This is a genomic window from gamma proteobacterium SS-5, from assembly GCA_009497875.2.
Taxonomy (GTDB): Bacteria; Pseudomonadota; Gammaproteobacteria; order Chromatiales; family Chromatiaceae; genus Magnetovirga; species Magnetovirga frankeli.
On the sequence record CP032508.2, the window covers coordinates 3,656,182 to 3,678,609 of the forward strand.

19 protein-coding genes are annotated in these 22,428 nt (G+C 63.8%); 9 read left to right on the top strand and 10 right to left on the bottom strand.

What is annotated here, in order from left to right:
• Positions 1-13: 13 nt before the first annotated feature.
• The 3 genes from D5125_05035 to D5125_05045 form a co-directional block, all read right to left on the bottom strand.
• On the bottom strand, positions 14-2,074 hold the full coding sequence (locus tag D5125_05035; protein ID QFY88889.1) for a response regulator: 2,061 nt from the start codon (positions 2,072-2,074) through the stop codon (positions 14-16).
• Entirely contained in the window at positions 2,075-2,824 is a 750-nt protein-coding gene (locus D5125_05040) for a substrate-binding domain-containing protein (protein QFY88890.2), read from the bottom strand.
• A gap of 194 nt (positions 2,825-3,018) precedes the next feature.
• Complete coding sequence (locus D5125_05045; GenBank protein ID QFY88891.1) at positions 3,019-3,585, bottom strand: dCTP deaminase; 567 nt, start codon at positions 3,583-3,585, stop codon at positions 3,019-3,021.
• Positions 3,586-3,839: 254 nt separating this feature from the next.
• Here D5125_05045 and D5125_05050 point away from each other — a divergent pair, with 254 nt between their 5' ends.
• From D5125_05050 to D5125_05080, 7 genes are all read left to right on the top strand, one after another.
• Entirely contained in the window at positions 3,840-4,865 is a 1,026-nt protein-coding gene (locus D5125_05050) for an ABC transporter substrate-binding protein (GenBank protein ID QFY88892.1), read from the top strand.
• Entirely contained in the window at positions 4,862-7,561 is a 2,700-nt protein-coding gene (locus D5125_05055; protein QFY88893.1) for an EAL domain-containing protein, read from the top strand. The genes D5125_05050 and D5125_05055 overlap by 4 nt, the downstream gene beginning before the upstream one ends.
• Before the next feature lie 156 nt (positions 7,562-7,717).
• Entirely contained in the window at positions 7,718-8,827 is a 1,110-nt protein-coding gene (locus D5125_05060) for a response regulator (protein QFY88894.2), read from the top strand.
• A 307-nt stretch (positions 8,828-9,134) separates the two neighbouring features.
• Positions 9,135-10,745: a methyl-accepting chemotaxis protein gene (locus D5125_05065; protein QFY88895.1), complete on the top strand. Its 1,611-nt coding sequence runs from the start codon at positions 9,135-9,137 to the stop codon at positions 10,743-10,745.
• A 186-nt stretch (positions 10,746-10,931) separates the two neighbouring features.
• On the top strand, positions 10,932-11,294 hold the full coding sequence (locus tag D5125_05070) for a hypothetical protein (GenBank protein QFY88896.1): 363 nt from the start codon (positions 10,932-10,934) through the stop codon (positions 11,292-11,294).
• 558 nt (positions 11,295-11,852) lie between these two features.
• On the top strand, positions 11,853-13,070 hold the full coding sequence (locus D5125_05075; protein QFY88897.1) for a hypothetical protein: 1,218 nt from the start codon (positions 11,853-11,855) through the stop codon (positions 13,068-13,070).
• A 3-nt stretch (positions 13,071-13,073) separates the two neighbouring features.
• Positions 13,074-13,886, top strand: a complete 813-nt coding sequence (locus D5125_05080) for a mechanosensitive ion channel (GenBank protein ID QFY88898.1) — start codon at positions 13,074-13,076, stop codon at positions 13,884-13,886.
• Positions 13,887-13,956: 70 nt separating this feature from the next.
• Here D5125_05080 and D5125_17370 read toward each other — a convergent pair whose 3' ends face one another.
• Positions 13,957-14,118, bottom strand: a complete 162-nt coding sequence (locus D5125_17370; protein ID QPB72213.1) for a hypothetical protein — start codon at positions 14,116-14,118, stop codon at positions 13,957-13,959.
• 165 nt (positions 14,119-14,283) lie between these two features.
• On the opposite strand from D5125_17370, the gene D5125_05085 reads away from it, so the two are divergent.
• Both D5125_05085 and D5125_05090 read left to right on the top strand, forming a co-directional pair.
• The gene (locus D5125_05085) at positions 14,284-14,679 is read left to right on the top strand and encodes a hypothetical protein (GenBank protein QFY88899.1); all 396 of its coding nucleotides are present in this window, start codon (positions 14,284-14,286) and stop codon (positions 14,677-14,679) included.
• Between the two features lie 119 nt (positions 14,680-14,798).
• A complete protein-coding gene (locus tag D5125_05090) occupies positions 14,799-15,863 on the top strand; it encodes a glycosyltransferase (GenBank protein ID QFY88900.1) in 1,065 nt (354 codons plus the stop codon).
• 9 nt (positions 15,864-15,872) lie between these two features.
• On the opposite strand, the gene D5125_05095 is transcribed toward D5125_05090, so the two are convergent.
• Genes D5125_05095 through msbA form a run of 6 tightly spaced genes read right to left on the bottom strand, consistent with a single transcriptional unit; the run spans position 15,873 to position 22,091 of the window.
• On the bottom strand, positions 15,873-16,595 hold the full coding sequence (locus D5125_05095) for a methyltransferase domain-containing protein (GenBank protein QFY88901.1): 723 nt from the start codon (positions 16,593-16,595) through the stop codon (positions 15,873-15,875).
• Complete coding sequence (locus D5125_05100; protein QFY88902.1) at positions 16,592-17,308, bottom strand: class I SAM-dependent methyltransferase; 717 nt, start codon at positions 17,306-17,308, stop codon at positions 16,592-16,594. The genes D5125_05095 and D5125_05100 overlap by 4 nt, the downstream gene beginning before the upstream one ends.
• Positions 17,293-18,360: a glycosyltransferase gene (locus D5125_05105; GenBank protein QFY88903.1), complete on the bottom strand. Its 1,068-nt coding sequence runs from the start codon at positions 18,358-18,360 to the stop codon at positions 17,293-17,295. Before D5125_05105 ends, D5125_05100 begins: the two co-directional genes overlap by 16 nt.
• On the bottom strand, positions 18,360-19,133 hold the full coding sequence (locus D5125_05110; protein ID QFY88904.1) for a glycosyltransferase family 2 protein: 774 nt from the start codon (positions 19,131-19,133) through the stop codon (positions 18,360-18,362). The genes D5125_05105 and D5125_05110 overlap by 1 nt, the downstream gene beginning before the upstream one ends.
• Positions 19,130-20,350: an O-antigen ligase family protein gene (locus D5125_05115; protein ID QFY88905.2), complete on the bottom strand. Its 1,221-nt coding sequence runs from the start codon at positions 20,348-20,350 to the stop codon at positions 19,130-19,132. The genes D5125_05110 and D5125_05115 overlap by 4 nt, the downstream gene beginning before the upstream one ends.
• Entirely contained in the window at positions 20,343-22,091 is a 1,749-nt protein-coding gene (gene msbA / locus D5125_05120) for a lipid A export permease/ATP-binding protein MsbA (protein QFY91061.1), read from the bottom strand. Before msbA ends, D5125_05115 begins: the two co-directional genes overlap by 8 nt.
• Positions 22,092-22,428: the final 337 nt, after the last annotated feature.

Genomic DNA, 22,428 nt, shown 5'->3' on the forward strand with positions numbered 1-22,428 from the left:
CGAAGCACCTCTGTCATCCGTCCTCTGTCTTCTGTATCCACTGGGCCATGGTGCTGTACAGCTGGAACAGGTTGATGGGCTTGCCGATGAAATCGTTCATGCCCGCAGCCAGGCACTTCTCCCGGTCACCGCGCATCATGTTGGCGGTCAGGGCAATGATCGGCAACTGCTTGAAGCGGGCCTGTTGACGCAGGCGCCGTGTTGCCTCCAGGCCATCCATCACCGGCATCTGGCAGTCCATCAAGACGCCGTCAAAGGCCACCTGGTCGAGCAGTTCCAGCGCATCGACCCCATTGCCGACCACCTCCACCAGCATACCCTGACCGCTGAGCAGCTCATACACCAGCTCCTGATTGATCAGGTTATCCTCCGCCAGCAGCACCTTGGCCCCACGCAGTTGGGCGATGGCCGCGCTGGGGTCGCCGTTAACCCGCACCCTGGGGTCTGCTGCGGGCTCGCCGTGCAGCCGCTCCAGGCCCAGGGTGAAGTGAAAGGTGCTGCCCTGACCGGGTAGGCTCTCCACCCAGATACTGCCCTGCATCAGCTCCAGCAGGTGCTTGCAGATGGAAAGCCCGAGACCGGTGCCGCCGTATTTGCGCGTGGTCGAGGCATCCGCCTGGGCAAAGGGCTGGAACAGCCGTGCCTGCTGCTCCGGGCTGATACCGATGCCGCTATCGCGCACCCAGCCGTGCAGCTGCAAGGACTCGCCTGTTTCTTCATACCGTTCCAGACCGACCTCCACCTGGCCGCCCTGGGGGGTGAACTTCACCGCGTTGCCGGCCAGGTTGATGAGCACCTGGCCAATGCGCAGGGGGTCGCCCCGCAGGGACTCGGGCAGGCGCTGGTCCAGACGGCATTCCAGACTGATGGACTTTTCCGCGCACTTAAGACCGATGATGTGGCGCACGTTGTCCAGCACGTCGTTGAGGCGGAATTCGGTCTCTTCGATCTCCAGTCGGCCCGCCTCGATCTTGGAGAAATCCAGGATATCGTTGAGTATCCCCAGCAGGTTATGGGCCGAGCTGTGCGCCTTTTCGATGAAGTTGCGCTGGCGCGGGTTGAGCTGGGATTGCAGGGCCAGGTGGGTCATGCCGATGATGCCGTTCATCGGCGTGCGCAGCTCGTGGGACATATTGGCCAGAAACTGCCCCTTGGACTGATTGGCCGACTCCGCCGCCGCCTTGGCCTCGGCCAGCTCGGCGGTACGCTCCTCCACCAGCTGCTCCAGGTGCAGGCGATAGTCCACCAGCTCATCCACCAGCCCGGTCTTTTCGGCAATGCTGGCCTGCAACCGCTGATTGACCCGCAGCAGGTCATCATGGGTGGTCGCCAGCCGCTCGACCATGCGATTGAAGGCATGGGCCAGCTCGCCGATCTCATCCCGGCTATCGGTCTGGAACCGGAAATCCAGCTGCCCGCCGCCCACCTTGAGGGCGGCGTCACGCAGCTGCGCCAGGGGCCGGGACAGACGCTTGGCGATGTACAGACTTACCAACAGGGTGAACCCCAGCAACAGAATGCTGCTCAGCGCCAGCCAGCGGCGGGACTGCGGCCCCACCTTCTCGATATCGGCCACGCGCCTATAGCTGTAGGCCACATCGGCGCGGATATGGGGGATTATTTCGCGGTCGAAGTCCTGCACCAGGCGGTGCAGCCGCTGGGCCGTCTTCTGCCGCTGCGGCTCGGCAGCGGGGTCGCCACTGAGCAGCAGATACTGGGTCACCAGACGGCCATAGGCCTGGGCATAGTGTTCCACCTTCTCGGCCAGATCGTCATCGGTATGATACATACCGTGTTCCAGCTGAAAGCTGGCCAGCTGGGCCAGGCCCTGTTTGATCCTGTCACGCTGGCGCTCGCTGGGCTCGGCGGCAAAGTCCACCAGCAGGCGCTCGACGCGGTACAGCTCCGCGGCCAGCTGGGCAGCGGCCATGCTACCGGGAAGCACATGCCCGCCGACGCGCTCAAACACCGCCACCGCCTTGTTCTGCACATAAAGCCCTATGCCATAACTGATCCCCAGGGCCACCAGGGAGACCGAGAAAAAGGCCGCAAGGAGCTTCAGTCGAATGGGCATCTAGCGCTCAAAACCGTGCTGGCGGAAGATCTCCTTTCCCCTGGACTGGATGAAGTCATACAGGTCCGCCGCAGCATCGGGCGCGGTGCTGGTGGAGAGCAGGATGGCGGGCACCTCCTTGACCAGATTGACCGGCTCCGGCAGGGGCACCTGACCCAGACCCCGCCCCTGAGACCAGCGCAGCATGTCACGCCAGATCAGGGCCGCATCCACCTGGCCTGTGGCCACCAGGTCGATCAACTCGTTCACCGTCGAGGCCCGTACCCGGATATTCTCCGCCAGGCCCTGCTCGGCAGGCATCTGTTGCAGCAGGCTGTCGGCAACGCGGCCGATGGCGGCCATCTGGCCGTTGCCTATGGCAATACGCACCCCAGGTGCCAGCAAGTCTTCATAGCGGCGCAATCGGTCGATCTTGCCGGTGCTGATGGCGAACACGGGCACATGCCAGGCGATGGCGCTGGCGCGCACCACCAGGTCATCGGCCTGTTGCAGATAGGTCTTGGAGCCGGGGATGTAGATATCGCCCCTGTGGGTCTTGCGAATGGTGGCCAGCAGGGTATCGCTGCCGGCATAGACCACCTGCACCTGCACGCCCTTGATTTGCTCGTATTGGCGCCTGATTTCCTCCACCGGGTACTTCAGGCCCTTGCCGGCATACACCAGCAGGGTTGCGGGCTCATGACCGCAGCCGCTCAGGACGAGCAGGAGCGACAACAGCAGGGCGTGCGCAGACAGGGTTTTCAGGCTCAAGGCTTCACTCCGGTGGCAGGCCCCTGCGGCTTTGTCTTTGCGTGCCGCTTGACCGTCAACAGGGCTTGACGGGGAGCCTGAGACCAAGTCTAGCGCAAATCGAAAAGGATGCTATAGCCCCGCAGAGCGCAAAAAGCCCAGGCTGTCTCAAACTGTCAAGCCCGGCTCCCTTGCATCATCCTGGTCGAGTAGCCTCAGGGCCGGGGCAGGGTCACCCCCTGCTGGCCCTGGTACTTGCCGCCGCGATCGCCGTAGGAGGTCTCACAGACCTCGTCGGACTCGAAGAAAAGGATCTGCGCCACCCCTTCGTTAGCGTAGATCTTGGCCGGCAGTGGCGTGGTATTGGAGAACTCCAGGGTGACATGGCCCTGCCACTCCGGCTCCAGCGGGGTGACGTTGACGATAATGCCGCAGCGGGCATAGGTGGATTTGCCCAGGCAGATGGTGAGCACATTGCGCGGGATGCGCAGATACTCCACAGTACGCGCCAGGGCGAAGGAGTTGGGCGGGATGATGCAGATGTCGGACTGGAGATCGACAAAGCTGTTGGCATCGAAGTTCTTCGGATCGACCACCGCCGAATTGATGTTGGTGAAGATCTTGAACTCCTCGGCGCAGCGGATATCGTAACCATAGCTGGAGGTGCCGTAGGAGATCACCCGCCCCAGCTCGCCCTCGCGTACCTGATGCGGCTCAAAGGGCTCGATCATGCCCTCCTGCTCGGCCATGCGCCGAATCCACTTGTCTGATTTGATACTCATCTCGCCCCCTCGTCTGCCGGACACCATGCCAAGCCGGGGATAGTACCCGCAAGCCCAGCTCAGACAAAATCCCATCGCCCTTCCAGAAGACAGAGGCGCTGCGCGTCAGGTTTACCTAATCTGTCGCGTAGCGACGCAAAACCCTGTCCCCTGTCCCCTGTCCTCTGTCCTCTGATCTTGCTAGACTCGGCAAGGTTGCGATTTCGCAATTCAGCCAAAGCCGCTCGGCATAACCCAAATCAGGAGACAAGCGTTTGAACCGGCGTCAGTTTCTGCAAATGATCACGGCCCTGGGGCTGACCGGCGGCCTGGCTGCGGCCAGGGGCGATGAACCCGCGCCCCTGCTGATCCGCATCAATGTGCCCGGCCCCCACCTGCTGCCCTTCATCCCCATCGAGCTGATCCCCCAGCTGGGCCTGGACCGGGCCCTGGGGGCGCAGTTGGTGATACGCCACATGCCCAGCGGGGTGCCGGCCCTGGAGCGCGTGGTGGCGGGCGATGCCCAGTTTGCCGCCGTCGGCTTTCCGGTGTTGGCGCGTTTTGCCGGCAAGGGCAAGCCGGTGGTGGCCCTGGCCTCGCTGAGCAGCGGCATGCCGCCCTATGTGCTGCTGGTACGCAAGGACCTGGCCGGGCGCATCACCCGCATGGAGGACCTCAAGGGGCGCAGCATAGGCGCCCCGCTGGGCAGCGAAACGGCCAAGTCCTACCCGCGCACCCTGCTGGAGCTGTGGCTGTCGGCCCACGACATTGGTGCCGATCAGGTGCGCTGGGTGCCCACCAGCATCGATTTCAGCGGCATGTACGGTGCCCTGGCCAGCGGCGCGGTGGACGCGGTGTTCTGCGAGGAACCCCTCTCCAGCGCCCTGCTGCGCGCCGGCCATGGCCAGCTGCTGGCCAGCCTGAACGATGCCGAGCAATGCCAGAACATCTCCGCCCGTGGCCACCTGCGCGCGGTCATCGCCAGCACCCCCAAGACCGTCGCGGCGGAGCCGCAACGCACCCGGCTGCTGATCCAGATGCTGCTGCGCGCGCTGGACTGGATGCGGGACAAGTCCCCACGCCAGATCATCCAGCAACTGCCCATCCCGGACACCAGCTGGGCGGACGACCTGAGCGCCGCCCTGACCCGGCTGCCGTCGATCTACTCGGCCAACGCCGCCTTCACCGAGGGCGAGATCGAGGCCAGCCGCAACTTTCTGCAGGCCACCGGCACGAGCCTGCCCGAGGGCATGGACCTCCGCCAACTGATCGATGGGCGCTGGACTGGGATACAGCCTTGAGCCCGTCACCCCGTCCTCAGCGCGGTGCCCTGCGCGGCCAGGCCAAGCGCCGCCTGCTGCTCATCGGCCTGTTGGTGACGCTGTTGATCTTTGCCGTCACCTCCCTGTCCTACCGCGTGCTCAAGCAGAGGGATCTGGAGCAGCGCCGCGAGCAGGTACGCGCCCACTACAACCAGCTGTTGCCGCGGCTGGGCAGCCAGCAACTGTCCCAGGGCCTGCAACTGGCCGCGCGGATTGAATTCTCGCGTATCCTGGAGCGCCCGTCGGCAGAGCGCTGGCCCATGCTCACCGCCTTTCTCAACGCCCAGTGGAGCTTCAGCACCTTCTCTAACCTGGTGGTGCTGGACCCGGCGGGCAAGCCCATCTATCGGCACGGGGCCGAAAGCGACAGCCTGTTGTTACAGGCCAGCCAGGCCCCGCACTGGCTGTATGAGCCGCAGTACCACCAGCTCTACCGCATCTACCGCATCCCCCTGTGGCTGGGCAGCGAGGGTCAGGGCCAGTTGGTGCTGTTCAAAACCCTCTCCCACTCCAGCCTGAGCGAATGGGCCATCCCCCAGACCCAGCTGGAGCTGACCCATGAAGGACGTCTGGTGGCCCGCTCCAGCGCCGAGCCAGTGGACGCCCTCGATGACCCGGCCCGCTACCTGCGCCTGGAGATACCCTGGCCTCGCGATGAGGCGGCCGAGGGGCAGACCTACCCGGTGCTGCTGGCCTACCGCGACCTGGGCGACCTGCTGCCCCATGGCCAGTTCGTGGCCCGTCCGGTGGCCCTGGCCCTGCTCATTCTCGGCCTGCTCTGGTACGGCCTGGGCCGTTGGCTGGGGGGCACGGTGCGGCGCATCGAATCCCTTGGCCAGGGGGCGCGTCGCTACGCCCGCCAGCACGACCGCAACCAGCTGCTGCCGGCCCTGGCCCCGGCCCTGGAGCGGGACGACGAGATCAAGGACACGGCGCTGGCCTTCGAGCACCTGGTGGCCGCCATCGAGGAGCGCGAACAGGAGCAGCTCAGCTATCTACAGACCCTGGAGCTGCTGGAGGAGGCGGTGATCGAATTCAATGCCGAGGGCCGCATCCTGCGCGCCAGCCCGGCCTGGAGCGCTCTGTGCCATCAGGAAGACGGCCAGTGCGACTGCATCCACAGCCAGATCCACCCGGATGACCTGCCCCTGCTCAAGGCCCAGGCCGAGCAGCTGTTTCAGGGCCAGAAGCAAGGCGTTACCCTACGCCTGCGCCTGCATGCCAAGGGCCGTGGCCGGGCTGGCCATGATCTCTGGATCGAGGCGCGCCTGCTGGCCTTTGCCGACCGCCACGGGCGGGTGGAGAACGTGCGCGGGGTGCTGCGCGACATCACCCAGACCTACACCCATGAGCAGCAGATCAGCCACATGGCCCTGCACGATGCCCTCACCGAGCTGCCCAACCGGGTGCTGCTGGAGGACAGATTCAAGATCGCCCTGCGTCTGGCGGCGCGCAATGAGGAGATGGTGGGGGTCTGCTTCATCGACCTGGACCACTTCAAGCTGGTCAACGACAGCCTCGGCCACAAGGCCGGCGACCGCCTGCTGCTGAGCTTTGCCGACCGCCTGCAACAGAGCCTGCGCAAGGGCGACACCCTGGCCCGCTGGGGTGGCGACGAATTTGTCCTGCTGTTGCCCGAGATGCAGGACGAGAACGATATACGCACCGTGGCCGGCAAGGTGATCAGCGCCCTGCAGCAGCCCCTGGAGGTCATGGACAACGAGATCCGCATGACCCTGAGCATGGGCGTGGCGGTCTATCCCAATGACAGCGAGGAGATGGAGACCCTGTTCTCCCAGGCCGACCGGGCCATGTTCTTCGCCAAGGCCCAGGGGCGCAACCAGCTCTGTTTCTTCCACGATATGAGCAGCAAGGGGCCGGGCAAGCAGGAGCTGTACATCCAGAACCGCCTGGCCGCGGCGGTGGAGCAGGGCCTAATCCAGGCCTGGTTCCAGCCGGTGGTGGACAGCCGCAGCCATGCCTGCACCTCGCTGGAGGTGCTGGCCCGCTGGCAGGATGCGGAAAACGGCTGGATCAGCCCCGCCACCTTCATCCCCATGGCGGAAAACCTGGGGCTGATCGGTGCCCTGGGTAACAAGATCCTGCTCGACAGCCTGGACGCCCTGTGCCGCCTCAATCAGCTCGGCTACGACCTCTGGGTGGCGGTAAACATCTCCAAGCGTCAGCTGTTCATCCCCGGCTTTGTCGAGTGGCTGCTGCAGGAACTGGCCGAGCGCGGCCTCAGGCCCGGACAGCTGATCCTGGAGATCACCGAAAGCGTCGCCCTGAGCGATGTGGAAAGCGGGGCCGATACCGTGCAGCGTCTGCGCGGGGCGGGCTTTCACCTGGCCATAGACGACTTCGGCACCGGCTATTCCTCGCTGTCCCAGCTGCATGAGATGCAGGCCAATGAGCTGAAGATCGACATCTCCTTCATTCGCCGCCTATTCCAGCCCGACGGCAAGACCATGGTGCAGGCCATCATCCGCATGGCCCAGGCGCTGGAGATGAAGACCGTGGCCGAGGGGGTGGAGACCAGCGAATGCGCCGAACTCCTCGCCCAGATGGGGGCCGACTGCCTGCAGGGCTATCTGTTCGGCAAGCCCATGCCCCTGGCCGAGTTCGAACTCTGGCTGGAGCGCAACCGGCAGGAACCACGGATAGCAACGAGCTAGTGCGTTGCAACCCCCTGAAAGCTCCGGACGCCTGCCCGGAGGCGGTCCTGGGAGGCCGGCCCTGCCGGGCGACCTGGCACGCGGCCAATGACCCACTATATGACTGGGGCAAGACGGGGTAAACTCCTCCCCGCTCAACCCCAACCAGGAAACCCGATGGAAAAGACCTACATTCTCTACGCCGATGACGAGCCCCTCAACCGGGTGCTGATGGAAGACCTGTTCAGCGACCAGGAGGGCTTTGAGCTGGGCCTGGCGGACGACGGCGACAGTTGCCTGGAACTGGCCGCGCAACGCGCCCCGGCGCTGATCCTGCTGGATGTGAACATGCCGCGCCTGGACGGCTACAGCGCCTGCAAGGCCCTGCGCGAGGTACCGGCCACCAGCCAGGTACCAATCATCTTCGTCTCCGCTCTGACCAGCCGGGATGACCGCCTGGCCGGCTACGAGGCCGGTGGCGATGACTACATCACCAAACCCTTCGATGGCGAGGAGGTGCTGCGCAAGGTTATGTTGCAGGTGGCCGAGTATCAGCAGCGCCAACAGTCGCAACAGGCCCTGAGCAAGGCAGAGCACTATGCCCAGGGGCTCAATCATGTGGTGGACTTCATCCGTGGCAGCTTCGGCAGCCAGAGCCTGGAAGACCTCTGCGACACCGCTTTTGACTGCCTGGGCCGGTTCAAGCTGGAGGGCAGCATCCTGGTCAACTGCTTCGAGGAGCCGATGAGCTTTTTCAGCGATGGCCGCGAACGCCCCCTGGAGCAGGAGGTCCTGCTCAAGCTCAATGCCAAGGGTGGCATCCTCAGCTTTGGCCAGCGCTATTCCCTCAACGTGCCCCAGGTAGTCTCCCTGCTGGTGCGCAACCTGCCCGAAAACTTGGAAGACGCCAACCTTCTGTCGGACCACCTGGCCCTGCTGCTGGACGTGCTGGCGGCCCGTCTGATGGAAATGCGCGAGCACAAGGAGGCCATCAGCAGCCGACTGGAGGCCAGCGCCATCATGCAGGCCAGCCAGACCACCCTGGAGAACCTGCACCAGCAGCGCAACGAACAGCTCTCCCAGTCCCGCGCCATTATGGGCAATCTGGAACAGGACATCGAAAACCTGTTCTTCACCCTCGGCCTGACCGAAAACCAGGAAGAGGCAATCAAACGCTTCATCCGCGACAGCAGCCACCGGCTGGAGGAGTTGTTCGAGGAAGAGGAGAAGATCGAGACCCAGTTCCAGCAGGTGATGAGCCGCCTGATCAACTCCATGACCCCCTGACCGGCCCGAGCGCCCGGCTTCGGCCTAAGGCACATGGAGCGACCCCACGCCTATCCGAGCTAGGCGTGGGGCACCCCGAAACCTGAAGCATCTTCCGGACGCTTCGGGACTCGGGACTCGTAAATTGCCACGGATGTTTCACAGCAACGCCCGCACCCCGCCTAACCTGGCACAGTTTCTGCATTTCACCCACCACAAGACCACAGCGCCAAAAAGCTACCGCGTTTCAATAAATAACTCAGCTTTTTTCCAAACTGGTCGAAATAACTCTCAACCCCCTCAACACCGGATGCCGAGACCTGCGAGCATGAAAAAACTGACCATCAACAGCGGCGTAAAGATCCAGCTGATCGTGATCCTGCTGTGCGCCATCGCCACCATCTACAGCAACTGGCACGCCACCGACAGCATCGAGCAGAACAACGATAAGCTGAATCAGAAGATCGGCCCATTCCAGATCGAGGCGCTCAACTTCCGCTTTCATGTGGTGCAGATTCAGCAATGGCTCACCGACATCAGCGCCACCCGCGGCCTGGATGGGCTGAACGACGGCTTCGACCAGGCCGCCAGCCATTACGAAACATCCCGCCAACTGATCGCCAGGCTGCGTGAACTGGACCCCGGCAACCAGAGCTACTACGGCCAATTGGGCCAGGCCCTGGATAACTACTACGAAACCGGCAAAAAAATGGCCAAACTCTATGTCGAGCAAGGCCCGGCCGGCGGCAACGCCTTCATGGCCACCTTTGACGAGGCCGCCGAGCGCATGACCAAAAACGTCGAGACCCTGCTGGAGCGCACCGATTCGGCCAAAACCAAGACCACGCAACTACTGTCCCAGGCCATTGACCACTCCCGCCTGGTGGTACTGATCGGCACCGCCGCACTGGCCCTGCTCAGCCTGGTGGGAATCCTGTTCGTGCTCAGCGCCCTCAAGCCCCTGAAATACCTGGTTCAGCGCGCCGCCAATATCGCCCAGGGCGACCTTCAGGAACCCAGGGAGCAGATCCGCTTCCATGCCGAACTGGCGCAACTGGATGCGGCCATCGGCGATATGCGCGGCCATCTGCGCAACTCGCTGCAAGAGATAGAGACCGGCGTGGGCTCCCTGCACCAGGCCGTGGCCAGCATCCGCACGATCTCCGAGACCTCCAGCAACATCGTTGCCGAGGAACGCTCCCAGATCGAACAGGTGGCCACCGCGATCAACGAAATGGTCGCCACGGTACAGGAGATTTCACGCAATACCACCCACACCGCCGATGCCGCCGGCCGCGCCGATGAGGAGGTAACCAAGGGTCAAAAGGTAGTCAACGAGACCATCAGCGCCATCGACCAACTGGCCACCGAGGTGGTCAATGGGGTGGATGCCATCAACCGCCTCAAGGCCGAGAGCGAGACCATAGGCTCGGTGCTCGATGTGATTCGCGGCATCGCCGAGCAGACCAACCTGCTGGCGCTCAATGCCGCCATCGAGGCCGCCCGGGCCGGTGAGCAGGGCCGTGGCTTTGCCGTGGTGGCGGACGAGGTACGCACCCTGGCCTCGCGCACCGCCGAGTCCACCAACGAGATCCAAAAGATGATCGAACAACTCCAGGCCGGGGCCAGCACCGCCGCCAATGTCATGCAAAACGGCAAGCAACGGGCCCAGGCCACCACCGAATACGCCGAAAGCGCCGGCCGCTCCCTGCAGGATATCCGCAAGGTGGTCAGCACCATCCACGACATGACCGCACAGATCGCCACCGCCGCCGAGGAGCAAAGCGCGGTGTCCGAAGAAATCAACCGCAACATCCACGCCATCAGCAGCGCCGCCGATCACTCGGTGGATGTCTCCGACCAGGCCTCGGAAACCGGCACCCAACTGGCCCATCAATCCGACCAACTACGGACCCTGGTGGGGCGGTTTAAGCTGTGATTCAGGGAACAGAAGACAGGGTTTTCGCAATCCGATATAGAAAAATCTGCCGTTAAGTGCTATGTTTCTAGGTAAGCAAGGCCAATAGTTGGGCATCAGGGTGTTGGCCCGGTAATTGCTCATAAGATCCTACCGAACCACCAAACCCAACAAACCGCAGAAATTTGACGTATCAGGAGCCGTACCATGCTTACCCCAATCGCCGCCAACAATGACATGGCCAACATCGCCAGTCAGCTGCGTGACCTCAACGGCCAGCAGCAGCCCCTGGGCGCTGAAGTGGCCGCGCCTGCTGAGTCCGAACGGCCAACCCCCGCCGCCAACCCAGGTGCCGCTCCCAATAACGAGCCCCAGCTCAGCGCGGGCGGCCAGCGTGCCGCCGCCGTAGCGCCCGAGACCACCACCCTGCAAACCCAGGCAGATGCCCAGCAGGCCCTGAGCAGTGTGCGTGAGAGCCTGTACAGCAATCCAAGTCAGGCCCTGATAGCCCAAGGCGAGGTCCAGCGCGACCCGGCCGCCGCCCTGCTCGGTACCTCGCCCTCGGCCTGACCCCATCTCCTGAGCCCGGCCCAGGTGCCAAAGATAAGGCCGCTGCCCTCGGGCAGCGGTCTTTTTGCTGGGGCCTTACTGTGAAACATCCGTGGCAACTCGCGAGTCCCGAGTCCCGAGTCCCGGAGCCGCCAAGAGATGTTTCATGTTCCGGGGTGGCGCTGTCCGCTCCATGTCCGTTGGTATGAAAGTCGCGAAGCGCTCGCTTGCTCCCTCGACAGCTGTTCCAGACGCTGTTCTACCTCCAGCATCCCTCCGGGAGGGGGTTGGGGGGAGGGCGGCGAGTGCTCCCGGCAACACCGGCACTTCCGCCATCTGGCCTACAGGGATGCAGGTCATGCCAAACCGATGACCCTAAAAAGAGCATTTGGCCACAGAGTCACAGACGACTCCATGGACGGAGGAGGTAGGGCGAAGCCTGGAGCCAGAGCCGAGTACACAGAGAAAAATCAATGTGTTGGAAAGCGTGTTGGAAAGCGAACACTCAACACCTTCTAGGTGAGCCCAGTCTGATAGGTAACTAACCGCTGAACCCAGTGATGCAATAGGGCTAACTCCATGTCAGACACCCCGCCCGATCTGTGGCAATTTGTCCCCCTGCGGGATTACCAGCTGCCCGGCCTGCCGGCCCGCAGCGCCGCCAACAATGCCTGGGGCAGCTTCAAGCAGCTGTTTCGCCGCCCCAAGGCAGACCCCGCGCCGTTCAAGCAAGACAAGGAGCTGAGCAGCCTGGCCGAGGTGCGTCTGGCCCATCTGGTGGCCCCCATCCCCAACGCCGCCCTGGCCAAGGCCCTGGAACTGGCCCTGCACGACTGGCTGGAGGAGAAAGCGGCCAACAGGGCGTGCCGCTTTGTGATCAGCCAGCCCTTTTGCCCCCAGCAGCAAACCCTTCAGTCATTGGCCCAGCACCATCAGGCCCCCATAATTGCCGCGCCAACCCACCATCAGATCCTTGACAACGACCCCAGTTGGTTCAATGCCTGGCCAAGCGAGGCGGGGTTCTGGGTCCTGCCGCACCTGGAGCATTGCTACCTACGCCAGGCTGCCGGCCTGAACCTGCTGCGGCAGTTGTTTCATCGTCTGGACCAGGGCGAGCTGGGCAAGGGGCTGATCGCCTGCGACAGCTGGGCCTGGGCCTATCTGCAACACATACTGCCTCTGCCCAGGGGCCAGGCCCTAACCCTGCAGGCGTTTGACGCGGAACGCCTGCAGCGACTGTTCAGCCAGATGGTACAGCCACAAGCGGGCCGCCAGGTGCGCTTCAGCAATGCCACCACCGGCCGCGATATCATCTGCGTGCCCAGTGAGCAGGCCCGGCCGCCGGGGGAAGAGCTGGTACAGTTGGCCGCCTACTGCCGGGGTAACGTCGCCCTGGCCCTGCATTATTGGCGCGAACGCCTGCGCTCGGAGCCGGATGCCTCCCTGGATACGGACGCGAAAGACGCCGCCAATGCCGATCAGGACAGCGCGAGCAGCCCCCTGTTCGAGGAGAACCTGTGGGTCACCCAGATGCTGCCGGAGCCCAACCTGCCGGTGGGCAATAGCGAGGAGCAGATACTGATGCTGCACGCCCTGTTGCTGCACGGCGGGCTGGATGCCGCCATGCTGGCCGGGGTGCTGCCGCTGTCGCCCAACCGCAGCGCCGCCGTGCTCAGTCAGCTGTACCGGGCCGGGCTGATCGGTCGTCAGGGCCCAGGCTGGTATCTGCGTCCATCCGCCTATGCCTCGGTACGGCGCCTGCTGCGGGTGCAGGACTATCTTGTCGATGAGTTTTAGCCCATGCCAGAATCAGAAAACATAGTCCGGGTATTCAAGACCCTGGACAGCGCCACCCTGTGGGAGTTGGCCGCTATCGGGCTGCTTGCCAGCCTGTTCGTGGTCCTGGTGCAACGCCTGCTCCCCTGGCTGGCAAATCGCCTGCCCGGACGCAAGCGCCTCTATCTGCTGGCCCTGGCCCCCTTCATCCGCTTGCTGATCATCCTTGTCGCCTTGAGCATGGCCCTGCCGCTGATCATAGAGCCCACGCTGCAGAATATGATCCTGGTGCTCAGTTCGGTGGGCCTGGCCCTGGGCTTTGCCCTGAAGGACTACGCCAGCAGCCTGCTGGCCGGCATTGTCGCCATTGGTGAGCAGAATTATCGCGCCGGTGATTGGGTGCGCCTGGGCGAGCACTACGGCGAGGTACGCCATATCGGCATGCGCTCGGTGGAGTTGGTCACCCCGGATGACGACCGGGTGCTGGTCCCGCACAGCCTGCTCTGGTCACAGCCCGTGGTCAACGCCAACAACGGTAACGCCCGCTTGCAGTGCTGTAGCGATTTTTACCTGCATCCCGGGCACGATGCCGCCCTGGCGCGGCAGGCCCTGGAGGATGTCGCCCTTACCAGCGCCTACCTGGCCCTGAATGAGCCCATCGCCGTGATCATCAGCGAACAACCCTGGGGAACCCACTATCGGCTCAAGGCCTACCCAGTGGATTCCGCCCAGCAATTCCGCTTCAGCACGGACCTGTGCATACGCGGCAAGGCCGCCCTCAGGGCGCTGGGGCTGCGCTTTTGCAACCTGACGGCGACCAGCCTCCGGCCTGAGTGAACGTTGCCTGATCCTTACAAAACAAAAGACCCGCCAAGGGCGGGTCTGACGAGCGTGCCTGTGCAGGGTCTCAGCAGAGCTTTCTGCCACTGCCCTTGACGCAGGACTTGTCACCGGTGACTACCTTACCGTAGCTACTGGCCACATTACCCTTGGCCGAGGCATTCACCGACACCATGCCCAGGGCAATGACGAAGAGCGCGGACATCAGAATTGCAGATACTTTTTTCATCTTAAAGGCTCCATTGGTTGTGCAAAACGCCAGCTAAGTTTCCCCAATTCCCCCGCCCTTGGCAAGGGGCAATAGGCCCCACGCGCCAGGCCTGCCCCTGGCCCGGTATCGCATCCGGCGCAACCGGGGTATGCTGAGCCCTTTCACAACCGAGGACAAGGCAAATTGGACAGCATCAACAACCTGAAAATCATCGGCCTGGACCCCAGGCGGCCACCCATTGTGCGCAAGGAGCCCTACATCGATCTGATCTTCGAGCTTTCTCACCCGGCACCTGAGGATTGGTGCGATGACTTCAATAATCTCAATCGTGGTGCCACCCCGACGGTGATGATCAAGAAAAACCCAGGCCTGTTCATCGAGACCTATGTGCGTGAAATGGGTCATATCCCCCGGCAGCTGGAATTGATCAAGGCCAAGGTGAAGCAGTGCAGCGCCGAGTATCTGGAAAAGATTCGCCTCAAGGCCATCGAAGAGGCCGCCAAAAACGGCAGCCTGAGCGGTGCAGGGGGAGAGCAGGGCAAACTCAACGCCATACTCGCCGAACTCGATTACGATTGAAGATTGACCCGCTTCGACTTTATTGGATTTGTCCGAGCCATCCCGGTGACCCCTTGAGCAGGAGGGTTTGCGCCCAACGACTCGCCCCCTCCGCTGAGGTTAAAACCTAATCTGCCGCCATGCGTATCTCTCTACTGATCCTTTCCCGCTGCTTTGGTGGTGCCGAGCGGCATGTATTGGACCTGGCCCGGCAGTTGCGGGGGCATGGCCTGCAGGTGCAGTTGATTGGCCGCCACGACGGCTGGCTGGAGCCGACCGCACTGGTCGATAGCGGAGTGCGCGTCGATCTGCTGCCGACTCTGCTCAGGGGTCGGGCGCTGCGCCGCCTACTCCGGGATTTTGAGCCACAACTGCTGCACTGCCACCTGGGCAAGGCGGCACGGCTCAGTTCCAGCGCTCGACTCGGGCTGCCCTGCATCGCCAGCCTGCACGGGCACTACAAACACAAGGACTATCGGCATCTGCACGGGCTTATCTGCGTCGCCCCCTGGCAGCGCCAGGGCATCCACCGGGATTACCCTGGCCGGGTGGCGCTGATCCCCAATTTTCTGCACAGCGCCAGGCCGCACAGCCAGGCGGGCCAGGACATCAGGCAGCGCCTGGGCATACCCGCCGATGCCCTGGTCATCGGCAGCGTTGGCCGCTTTGCCCCGGAAAAGGGCATGGATTTGCTGCTCCAGGCCTTTGCCCAGGCCCAGCTGGATAATGCCTACCTGCTGCTGCTGGGTGATGGCGGCGAGATGCCCAGGCTCAGGGCCATGGCCCCGCCCAGGGTGGTCTTTACCGGCTGGGTGGCGGATCCCCTACCCTATTATGCCGCCTTTGATCTGTTTGCCTCCGCCGCCCGGGCCGAGTCCTTTGGCCTGGCCCTGCTGCAGGCCATGCAGCTGGCCCTGCCGGTGATCGCCACGCGCACCCCAGGCCCGGCCTGGCTGCTGTCCCAGGGTGGCGGACGGCTGACCCCGCTGGAAGACCCCCAGGCCCTGGCCGAGGGCCTGCGCCAATTGGCCGCCTCCGCCGACCTGCGCCAGCAGCTGGGTGAGCAGGCCATCGCAGCGGCAAGCCGCTTCAGCCCCGGCCAGATAGTCCCCCGACTGATTGAGTTTTACCAAGAGGTCAGCGGACAGCCTGCGCCGGACCCTACTGGGCAGAACACTGGGCTTAGGGATAGACTAAGCCCATGAGCCTTAGGTTTATGCCTCAGTGCGCCCCTTATGGCGCAACACATAGATGATTACATCGCCAAACAGCGGGATCACGCCGCGCATCGGCTCGGGCAGCTTGCGGCTGAACAGGGGTACCAACAACCGCGCCAGCCAGGGCCTGCCGGGGCGATTCACCGCCATGTCCACCACCTCCAGACCGGCCCTGCGTGCCGCGCCATGGAAGAACACCATGTCGATCGGGCACTGGTGCCCTGCCGCCTTTTCATACAGGGACAGGGGGTTGAAGAAGCGGGCATAGCCCTTGAGAAACTGACTTTTGCGTGAGCGCAGAGCATCCACGTTGGGGGTACTGATGAAGACCAGCCCATCGGCCTTGATCACCCGGGCGCATTCGCGCAGAAACTGGGTGGGGTTCTCGAAATGCTCTATGCCTTCGATGGAGACCATGGCATCCAGGCTGGCATCGGCGCAGGGGATGCCCCGGTCGGCATCCGCCAGCTGCAGCCGGTCGGCATGATAGTAGAAAGGCTCATGCTGCATGATATCCACCGGGACGGGCTCGGCCCCCAGGCTGGCCAGGCGTACCGAGAAGGATCCGGCTCCACAGGGCAGATCACAGATTCTCTTGCCGTTGAGATCACCCAGATACTGTTGCAGCAGGCGCTCCACCGTGGCATGGGTGTTGCGGTTGGCGAACTCGGGCAGGCTGCGGTAGTCCGGCAGGGGCCGGACAGGACTTGCTGGGTTCATAGATCCGGGGCTCCCTCATCAGGCACGCGCAGAATGCCGATGCCAAAGCCGGACTGCTGGGGGTCGTGGATAAACTCCTCCACCTCGGCCAGGGGTTTGAGCCGCCGCCACAGGTACTGTACCTGATTGCTCGCCAGGGGCTGTTTTTCACAGATATCGTGAAAGGCGATCAGCCCGCCGGGGCGCACCAGGTGCTTGTAATCCCGATAATCCGCCGTCACGCCGGCCTCGGTGTGGTCGCCATCGATGAACAGGAAATCCACCGGACGCCCGTCCAGAACCGCCTCCACCTGGGCCCTGAAACCGGGCTCGTGGGAATTACCGCTGAGCAGGCTGACCTGACACTGGGAACCGGGCGGGGGAAAGCGCGAGAACAGCGGGCGCTGCGGGGTCATGTCCTTGATATCACAGCTGATCAGCGCCTCGCTGGCGAGATAGGACCAGATCAGTGCGGTGCCGCCGCTGGCGGTGCCTATCTCCAGGATCAGGCGCGGCTGGAGCGCCTGTACCGCCTGGGCCAGGGCGGTGATCTCGGCGGGTTTTTGCATGGTCTTGACGCGCATGTAACCGCCACCACCAAAGTTCATCGCCCAGTCCACCACCTGCTCCAGGCTACGCGGTTGGGTATGGTATGCACGCAGACGGGCAAAGGCGTATCTGCTGTTAAAGGGGTGGCGCAGACGTCGGCTGAGTTTTTTCAAGAAGGACGGCATCGGAATTCCTGGATAGCGTCGAGCGCATGGCTCAGTTGGGCACGGATCAGCCCTTGGCTGAAGTGCATTTTATACAGGGCATGGGCATTTTGCGCCGCCTTCTGCAGGCGCTGGCCGTTCATGCAAAGTAGTTGTACCGCCTCGCTCAATAGCAGGGAACTGGAGGGCGGGATGCGCACCAGCCCCGGCGCATCCGGGGCAATCCCTTGATATACAGGGGCCTCGCGGGTCACCACAGGTCGGCCACAGGCCAGGGCCTGATAGACCTTATTGGGGATTACCCGCCCGGCCTTCTCTCCCGGTGAAAACACCCCAAGCAGGACATCGGCCTGGCCTATGCGCTGGGCCAGCTGGGCGTAGGCCAGGGGCGGCTCGAAGCGCAGATTATCCAGGCCCTGGGCCAGCTGCTGGCAGCGGGCCAACAGCGGCCCCTGGCCGAGCAGGGTCCAGCGGATGGAAGGATCGGCGCAGCGTCGAGCCGCCTCGACGATCACCTCAGGCCCCTGCAGTTCGATAAAGCTGCCGTAAAACAGCGCCTCGCGCATGGGCTTGTTTGCCTCCGGCAGGGGCTGAGGCAAAAAAACATCCTCCTCGGCGCCAACCGCCACAACCCTGAGTCGGTCGGCGGCCAGGGCAAAGGTTTCGACAAAGTAGTCCCCATGGGCCTGGGTATCGGCCAGCAGCAGGTCGGCGGCCTGGAACAGGCCCTGTTCCCAGCGGAGCAGGTGCCTGGCCGCCTGGCTGTCAGCGGCGAACTTGGCCCGCTCGAATACCTGCTTGTCATAGGCCGATATGAGCGGATCGAAGATGAGCGGCAGGCCCTGCCGATGGGCCCAGCGCCGGGCTGCGGCCAGGTCGCGCTGGCGGAAACAGGGCACCCAGAGCAGATCGGGCCGGGGGATGCCCGTCAGGCGCGCCTGCCAATCGGCCAGGGCGCTGATAGGCGGTCGAAAGTCGCGTACCTGCCAGCCCAGCTCGTTCAGCAGCCGACGCAGGATGCGATTGCGCGCATACTCGGGGTCAAAGCGGCCCCACCAGAGCACACTGGGCATCAGCCCTTCTTTCGCAAGCGGTGCAGCTCGCGTAGCTTGGCCAGACGAATGAAGCGCTGAAAGGCGTACATGTGACTGACCACAATGCCATCGACGCCGTTGACGAACTCCCGTCGTAACAGATATTGCTTAAAAAAGGCCAGCAGTGGAATCAGCAGCAGGGCCAGCAGGCTGGGTCTGCGCCCCTTGGCCAGCAGCACCTCGGCCTGGGCGCTGGAGTAGCTGTTGACCTTGTCGATGTGATGACTCAGGGAACGGAAGGAGCGGTGGATCAACAGGCCGCGCAGGTCACCGATTTGGCCCTGATGCACCCGCACCGAGTCATGTACCCGTTCGGCCTTGAAGCCGGCGCAGTCGCGTCGATACAGCCGTACCGGATGGTGAAAGGCGGTCCAGGGATGACCCTTGTTCTGAAAGGGATAGAGCGGCAGCACCGGGATGCGATAGGCCACGACCTCGGGGCCTGCGCCCTGGAACAGGTCCTGGATCTCGGCCGCCAGTTCGGCGGAGACCTCCTCATCGGCATCCAGGTTCAGCACCCAGTCGTTACGGCACTGGGCCTCGGCGAAACACTTCTGCGGCCCATAGCCCGCCCAGGCATGGAACAGCACCCGCGCCCTCAGGGCCTCGCTCACCGCTGGGGTGTCGTCCGTACTGCCGGAATCCACCACAATCACCTCATCCACCCAATCACGCACCGCCTGGATACAAAGCGGGATACGGTCGGCCTCGTTCTGGGCGATGATGAACACGGATAGAGGTAAGTGTTTCATGCGGGGCCGGGGCTCTCTTTACCCTGTTGCAGGGCAGCCAGCAGCCCAGTCAGCAGTAACAGCGGCAGGGGAAACCACCACATGCTGAACAGCACTGGTTGGGAGCTGACGGGAAAGGCGATCACCGCCAAGGAGGCGGCATAGGGCGCGGCCCGGGCGCGGGCCACTGGCGGGGCCTGTAGCATCCAGCGCAGGATCAGCCCAGCCAGCAGGAGCAGGGCCAACAGGCCGGGCAGGCCGGATTCGGCCAGCACCGAGACGTACATATTATGGGCATGATAGGGCCTGTGCTTGAGGAATAGGTCGTCCTCCGGGGCAAAATGGGGATAGGCCTCCTCAAAGGCCCCCGCGCCCACCCCGGTCAGGGGCCGCTGCCGGGCCATGCGCAGGCCCGTATTCCAGATGCTCATGCGGCCAGACAGCACATGGTCCAGGCGCTGGAACAGGCCATGCTCGGAGCCTTGGGCCATGGCCGTGAAGCGATCCATGCGCTCATTCATCACCGGCGACAGGGCAAACCCGGCTAGCAGCACCAGCACCAGGCCCAGGGCCAGGGACAAGCGATACCTCCAGCTGAACAAGGGCAGCAGCAGGGCCAGTCCCAGCAGCAGGAAATAGAGATTGGTGCGGGCGCCAGACAGGGCGGCGATGACGCCAATGGCCAGGATCAGCAGCAGGCTGAGCAGGGGCCGCCGCCGGGTCAGATCCCAGAGTACCAGGGGCATGAGCAGAGTAACAAACAGCCCCAGCCGCAGATTATCCTGAAAAGGCCCCAAGATACGCCCATCGGCCAGGATCGGATGGCCCAGCAGGTCCACCCCCAGGGCCAGCTGGACAAAGCCATCCAGTACCCAGGCCAGCACCACCACCAGCAGCCAGCGGTTCAGCCAGGCCAGATCCTGTGGCCGCCGCAGGCCCGCTAGCAGGGCCAGGCCAACGCAGAAGAAGATCGATAGTCCAAGCACCACCAGCAGGCTGCCCTTGAGATCGAAAGAGCCGGGCAGGGAGATCAGCACCGGCACCAGCAGCAGCACAAAGGCCAGGCCCAGGCGCTGCTCCCCGCCGCGAGAGAAATCCACCTGACGCCGCGCCAGCAGCCAAAGCCCGATGCAGCATAGCAGCAGGCTGGGCAGGCGGGGGCCGCTGAAAAAGGGCTGCCAGGCCAGCAGCATGAGGCCGAGAAAGCGGCTGATCAGGGGTAGGCTTATCTCAGGCATTGGCGGCATAGGGTTCGAGTTCAGGTTCAGTCTCCGCTTCGGTTTGATGGCGCTGCAGCAGGCGGCTGTACTGGCCCTGGCGGCGCAGCAGATCGGCATGGCTGCCGCTCTCCACAATCCGCCCGGCGTCCATCACCACTATGTTATCAGCCTGTTCTATGCTGCTCAGGCGGTGGGCGATGATCAGGGTAATGCGCTGGCCCTTGAGGCCATCCAGGGCCTGTTGCACCTGACGTTCGGATTCATTGTCCAGGGCCGAGGTGGCCTCGTCCAGGATCAGGATGGGGGCGTCCTTGAGCAGGGCGCGGGCGATGGCCAGGCGCTGGCGCTGGCCACCGGACAGGCGCACCCCGTTTTCCCCGATGACCGTGGCAAAGCCCTGCGGCATCTGCTGGATGAACTCCAGGGCGTTGGCCGCCTCGGCCGCCGCCTCGATCTGCGCCTGGCTGTAGGCCTCCGGGCGACCGTAGGCGATGTTGGCGGCGACGCTGTCGTTGAACAGTATGACATCCTGGGAGACATAGGCGATGTTGCGCCGCAGGGCCGCTAGGCTGAGCTGGCGAATGTCCTGCCCGCCGAGCAGGATGCGGCCGCCGCTGAGTTCATAGAAGCGGGGTATCAGGCTGGCGATGGTGGATTTGCCGCTGCCCGACTGGCCCACCAGGGCGGTGCTGGTGCCCGCCACCAGCCTCAGGTTCAGCCCCTGCAGGATCGGCTGGGGCTGGCCGGGGTGCTGGAAGCTGACCTCCTCGAACACCAGGTCCTGGCCTTTGAACTCGGCCTCCTGCTGGCCCTCGTCCGGCTCCGGCAGTTGGTCGATGGCGGCATAGACGCTGTGCGCCGCCGCCAGCACCTGCTGCACCTGGGCGTTGACCTTGGTCAGATTCTTCACCGCCGGCAGGAGCAGGACGAAGGCGGTGAGAAAGGCCATGAACTCGCCCACGGTCAGGCTGCCCTGGCCGGGGTTGGCGCTGAGGTAGATGACCAGGGCCATGATCAGGGCGCCGAGGATCTCCACTATGGGCACATTGGCCGCCGAGGTGACCAGGATCTTCATGCTCGACAGACGCAGGCGGTTGGCCGAGGCATCCAGCCGTGCCGCCTCGTAGTCCTGCCCGGCGAAGACCTTGATCTCGCGCTGGCCCTTGATGGTCTCCTCCAGGGTCTCGGTGAGCTGGCCGTAATGGCCCTGCAATTCGTCGTTGAGCCGCCGCAGACGCCGGGCGATGAAGGCGATGACCAGGGCGACCACGGGGAACAGCAGGCCCAGCAGCAGGCTCATCTGCCAATCCAGATAGATGATGTAGGCCACCAGCCCCAGGGCGGTGAGGGAGTCGCGCACCAGGCTGATCAGGGCCTGATTGGCCGACAGGGTGACCTGATTGGCGTCGTAGGTGACCTTGGAGATCAGCCGACCGCTGCTGTTTTGGTCAAAAAAGTGGCACGGCAGCTGCAGATAGCGGCGAAACATGGCCCGGCGCAGGTCCAGCACCACCCGTGAGGCCACCCAGCCAAAGCCCAGGGTGCTGGTGAAGTTGGCCAGGGAGCGCACACTGAAGAGCAGGATCAGGCCGATGGGGGCCCAGAACAGGTAGCGCTCGTCGCGCTCGACGAAGGTGCCGTCCAGCAGGGGCTGCAGCAGGGCCGGGATGGAGGCCTGGCTGAGGGAAAAGACAAGCATGGCCAACACCGCCAGGGCAAAGCGCCGCCAGTAGGGGCGCACCTGGCCCAGCAGGCGCAGCAGCAAGATCTTGTTGCTCAATGGGCTACCTAACCCGGCGAAGCCGGAACCAAAAAGGACGCAGAGGATGCAACCGACTGCATGGAAAGGAGCTGGATGCCAGCGTCGAGAAACGCGCAGAGGGCAGAATTGTAAAGGTATTCCTGACTACCCACAAATCTCGGCCAATCGGATAGGGCGGCCCCTGGCCGCCGCGCAACCACCAGGGGCAGGCTTCATTGCCGTGGCTTGGCGGCGGGCGCGGCCCGCCCTATGCCGCACGGCAAGGTCGGCCTCTCAACCCAGGACGTACAGGGCCAGCCAAGCCGGGATAATGGCTGAGACACATAAGTAATCA

What these genes read in the sequence shown, in the direction of transcription:
- D5125_05075 (QFY88897.1), top strand. Translation starts at nt 11,853, where the DNA reads ATGTCAGACACCCCGCCCGATCTGTGGCAATTTGTCCCCCTGCGGGAT.
- D5125_05060 (QFY88894.2), top strand. Translation starts at nt 7,718, where the DNA reads ATGGAAAAGACCTACATTCTCTACGCCGATGACGAGCCCCTCAACCGG.
- D5125_05095 (QFY88901.1), bottom strand. Translation starts at nt 16,595, where the DNA reads ATGAACCCAGCAAGTCCTGTCCGGCCCCTGCCGGACTACCGCAGCCTG.
- D5125_05100 (QFY88902.1), bottom strand. Translation starts at nt 17,308, where the DNA reads ATGCCGTCCTTCTTGAAAAAACTCAGCCGACGTCTGCGCCACCCCTTT.
- D5125_05090 (QFY88900.1), top strand. Translation starts at nt 14,799, where the DNA reads ATGCGTATCTCTCTACTGATCCTTTCCCGCTGCTTTGGTGGTGCCGAG.
- D5125_05115 (QFY88905.2), bottom strand. Translation starts at nt 20,350, where the DNA reads ATGCCTGAGATAAGCCTACCCCTGATCAGCCGCTTTCTCGGCCTCATG.
- D5125_05070 (QFY88896.1), top strand. Translation starts at nt 10,932, where the DNA reads ATGCTTACCCCAATCGCCGCCAACAATGACATGGCCAACATCGCCAGT.
- D5125_05065 (QFY88895.1), top strand. Translation starts at nt 9,135, where the DNA reads ATGAAAAAACTGACCATCAACAGCGGCGTAAAGATCCAGCTGATCGTG.
- D5125_05105 (QFY88903.1), bottom strand. Translation starts at nt 18,360, where the DNA reads ATGCCCAGTGTGCTCTGGTGGGGCCGCTTTGACCCCGAGTATGCGCGC.
- D5125_05080 (QFY88898.1), top strand. Translation starts at nt 13,074, where the DNA reads ATGCCAGAATCAGAAAACATAGTCCGGGTATTCAAGACCCTGGACAGC.
- D5125_05110 (QFY88904.1), bottom strand. Translation starts at nt 19,133, where the DNA reads ATGAAACACTTACCTCTATCCGTGTTCATCATCGCCCAGAACGAGGCC.
- D5125_17370 (QPB72213.1), bottom strand. Translation starts at nt 14,118, where the DNA reads ATGAAAAAAGTATCTGCAATTCTGATGTCCGCGCTCTTCGTCATTGCC.
- D5125_05035 (QFY88889.1), bottom strand. Translation starts at nt 2,074, where the DNA reads ATGCCCATTCGACTGAAGCTCCTTGCGGCCTTTTTCTCGGTCTCCCTG.
- D5125_05045 (QFY88891.1), bottom strand. Translation starts at nt 3,585, where the DNA reads ATGAGTATCAAATCAGACAAGTGGATTCGGCGCATGGCCGAGCAGGAG.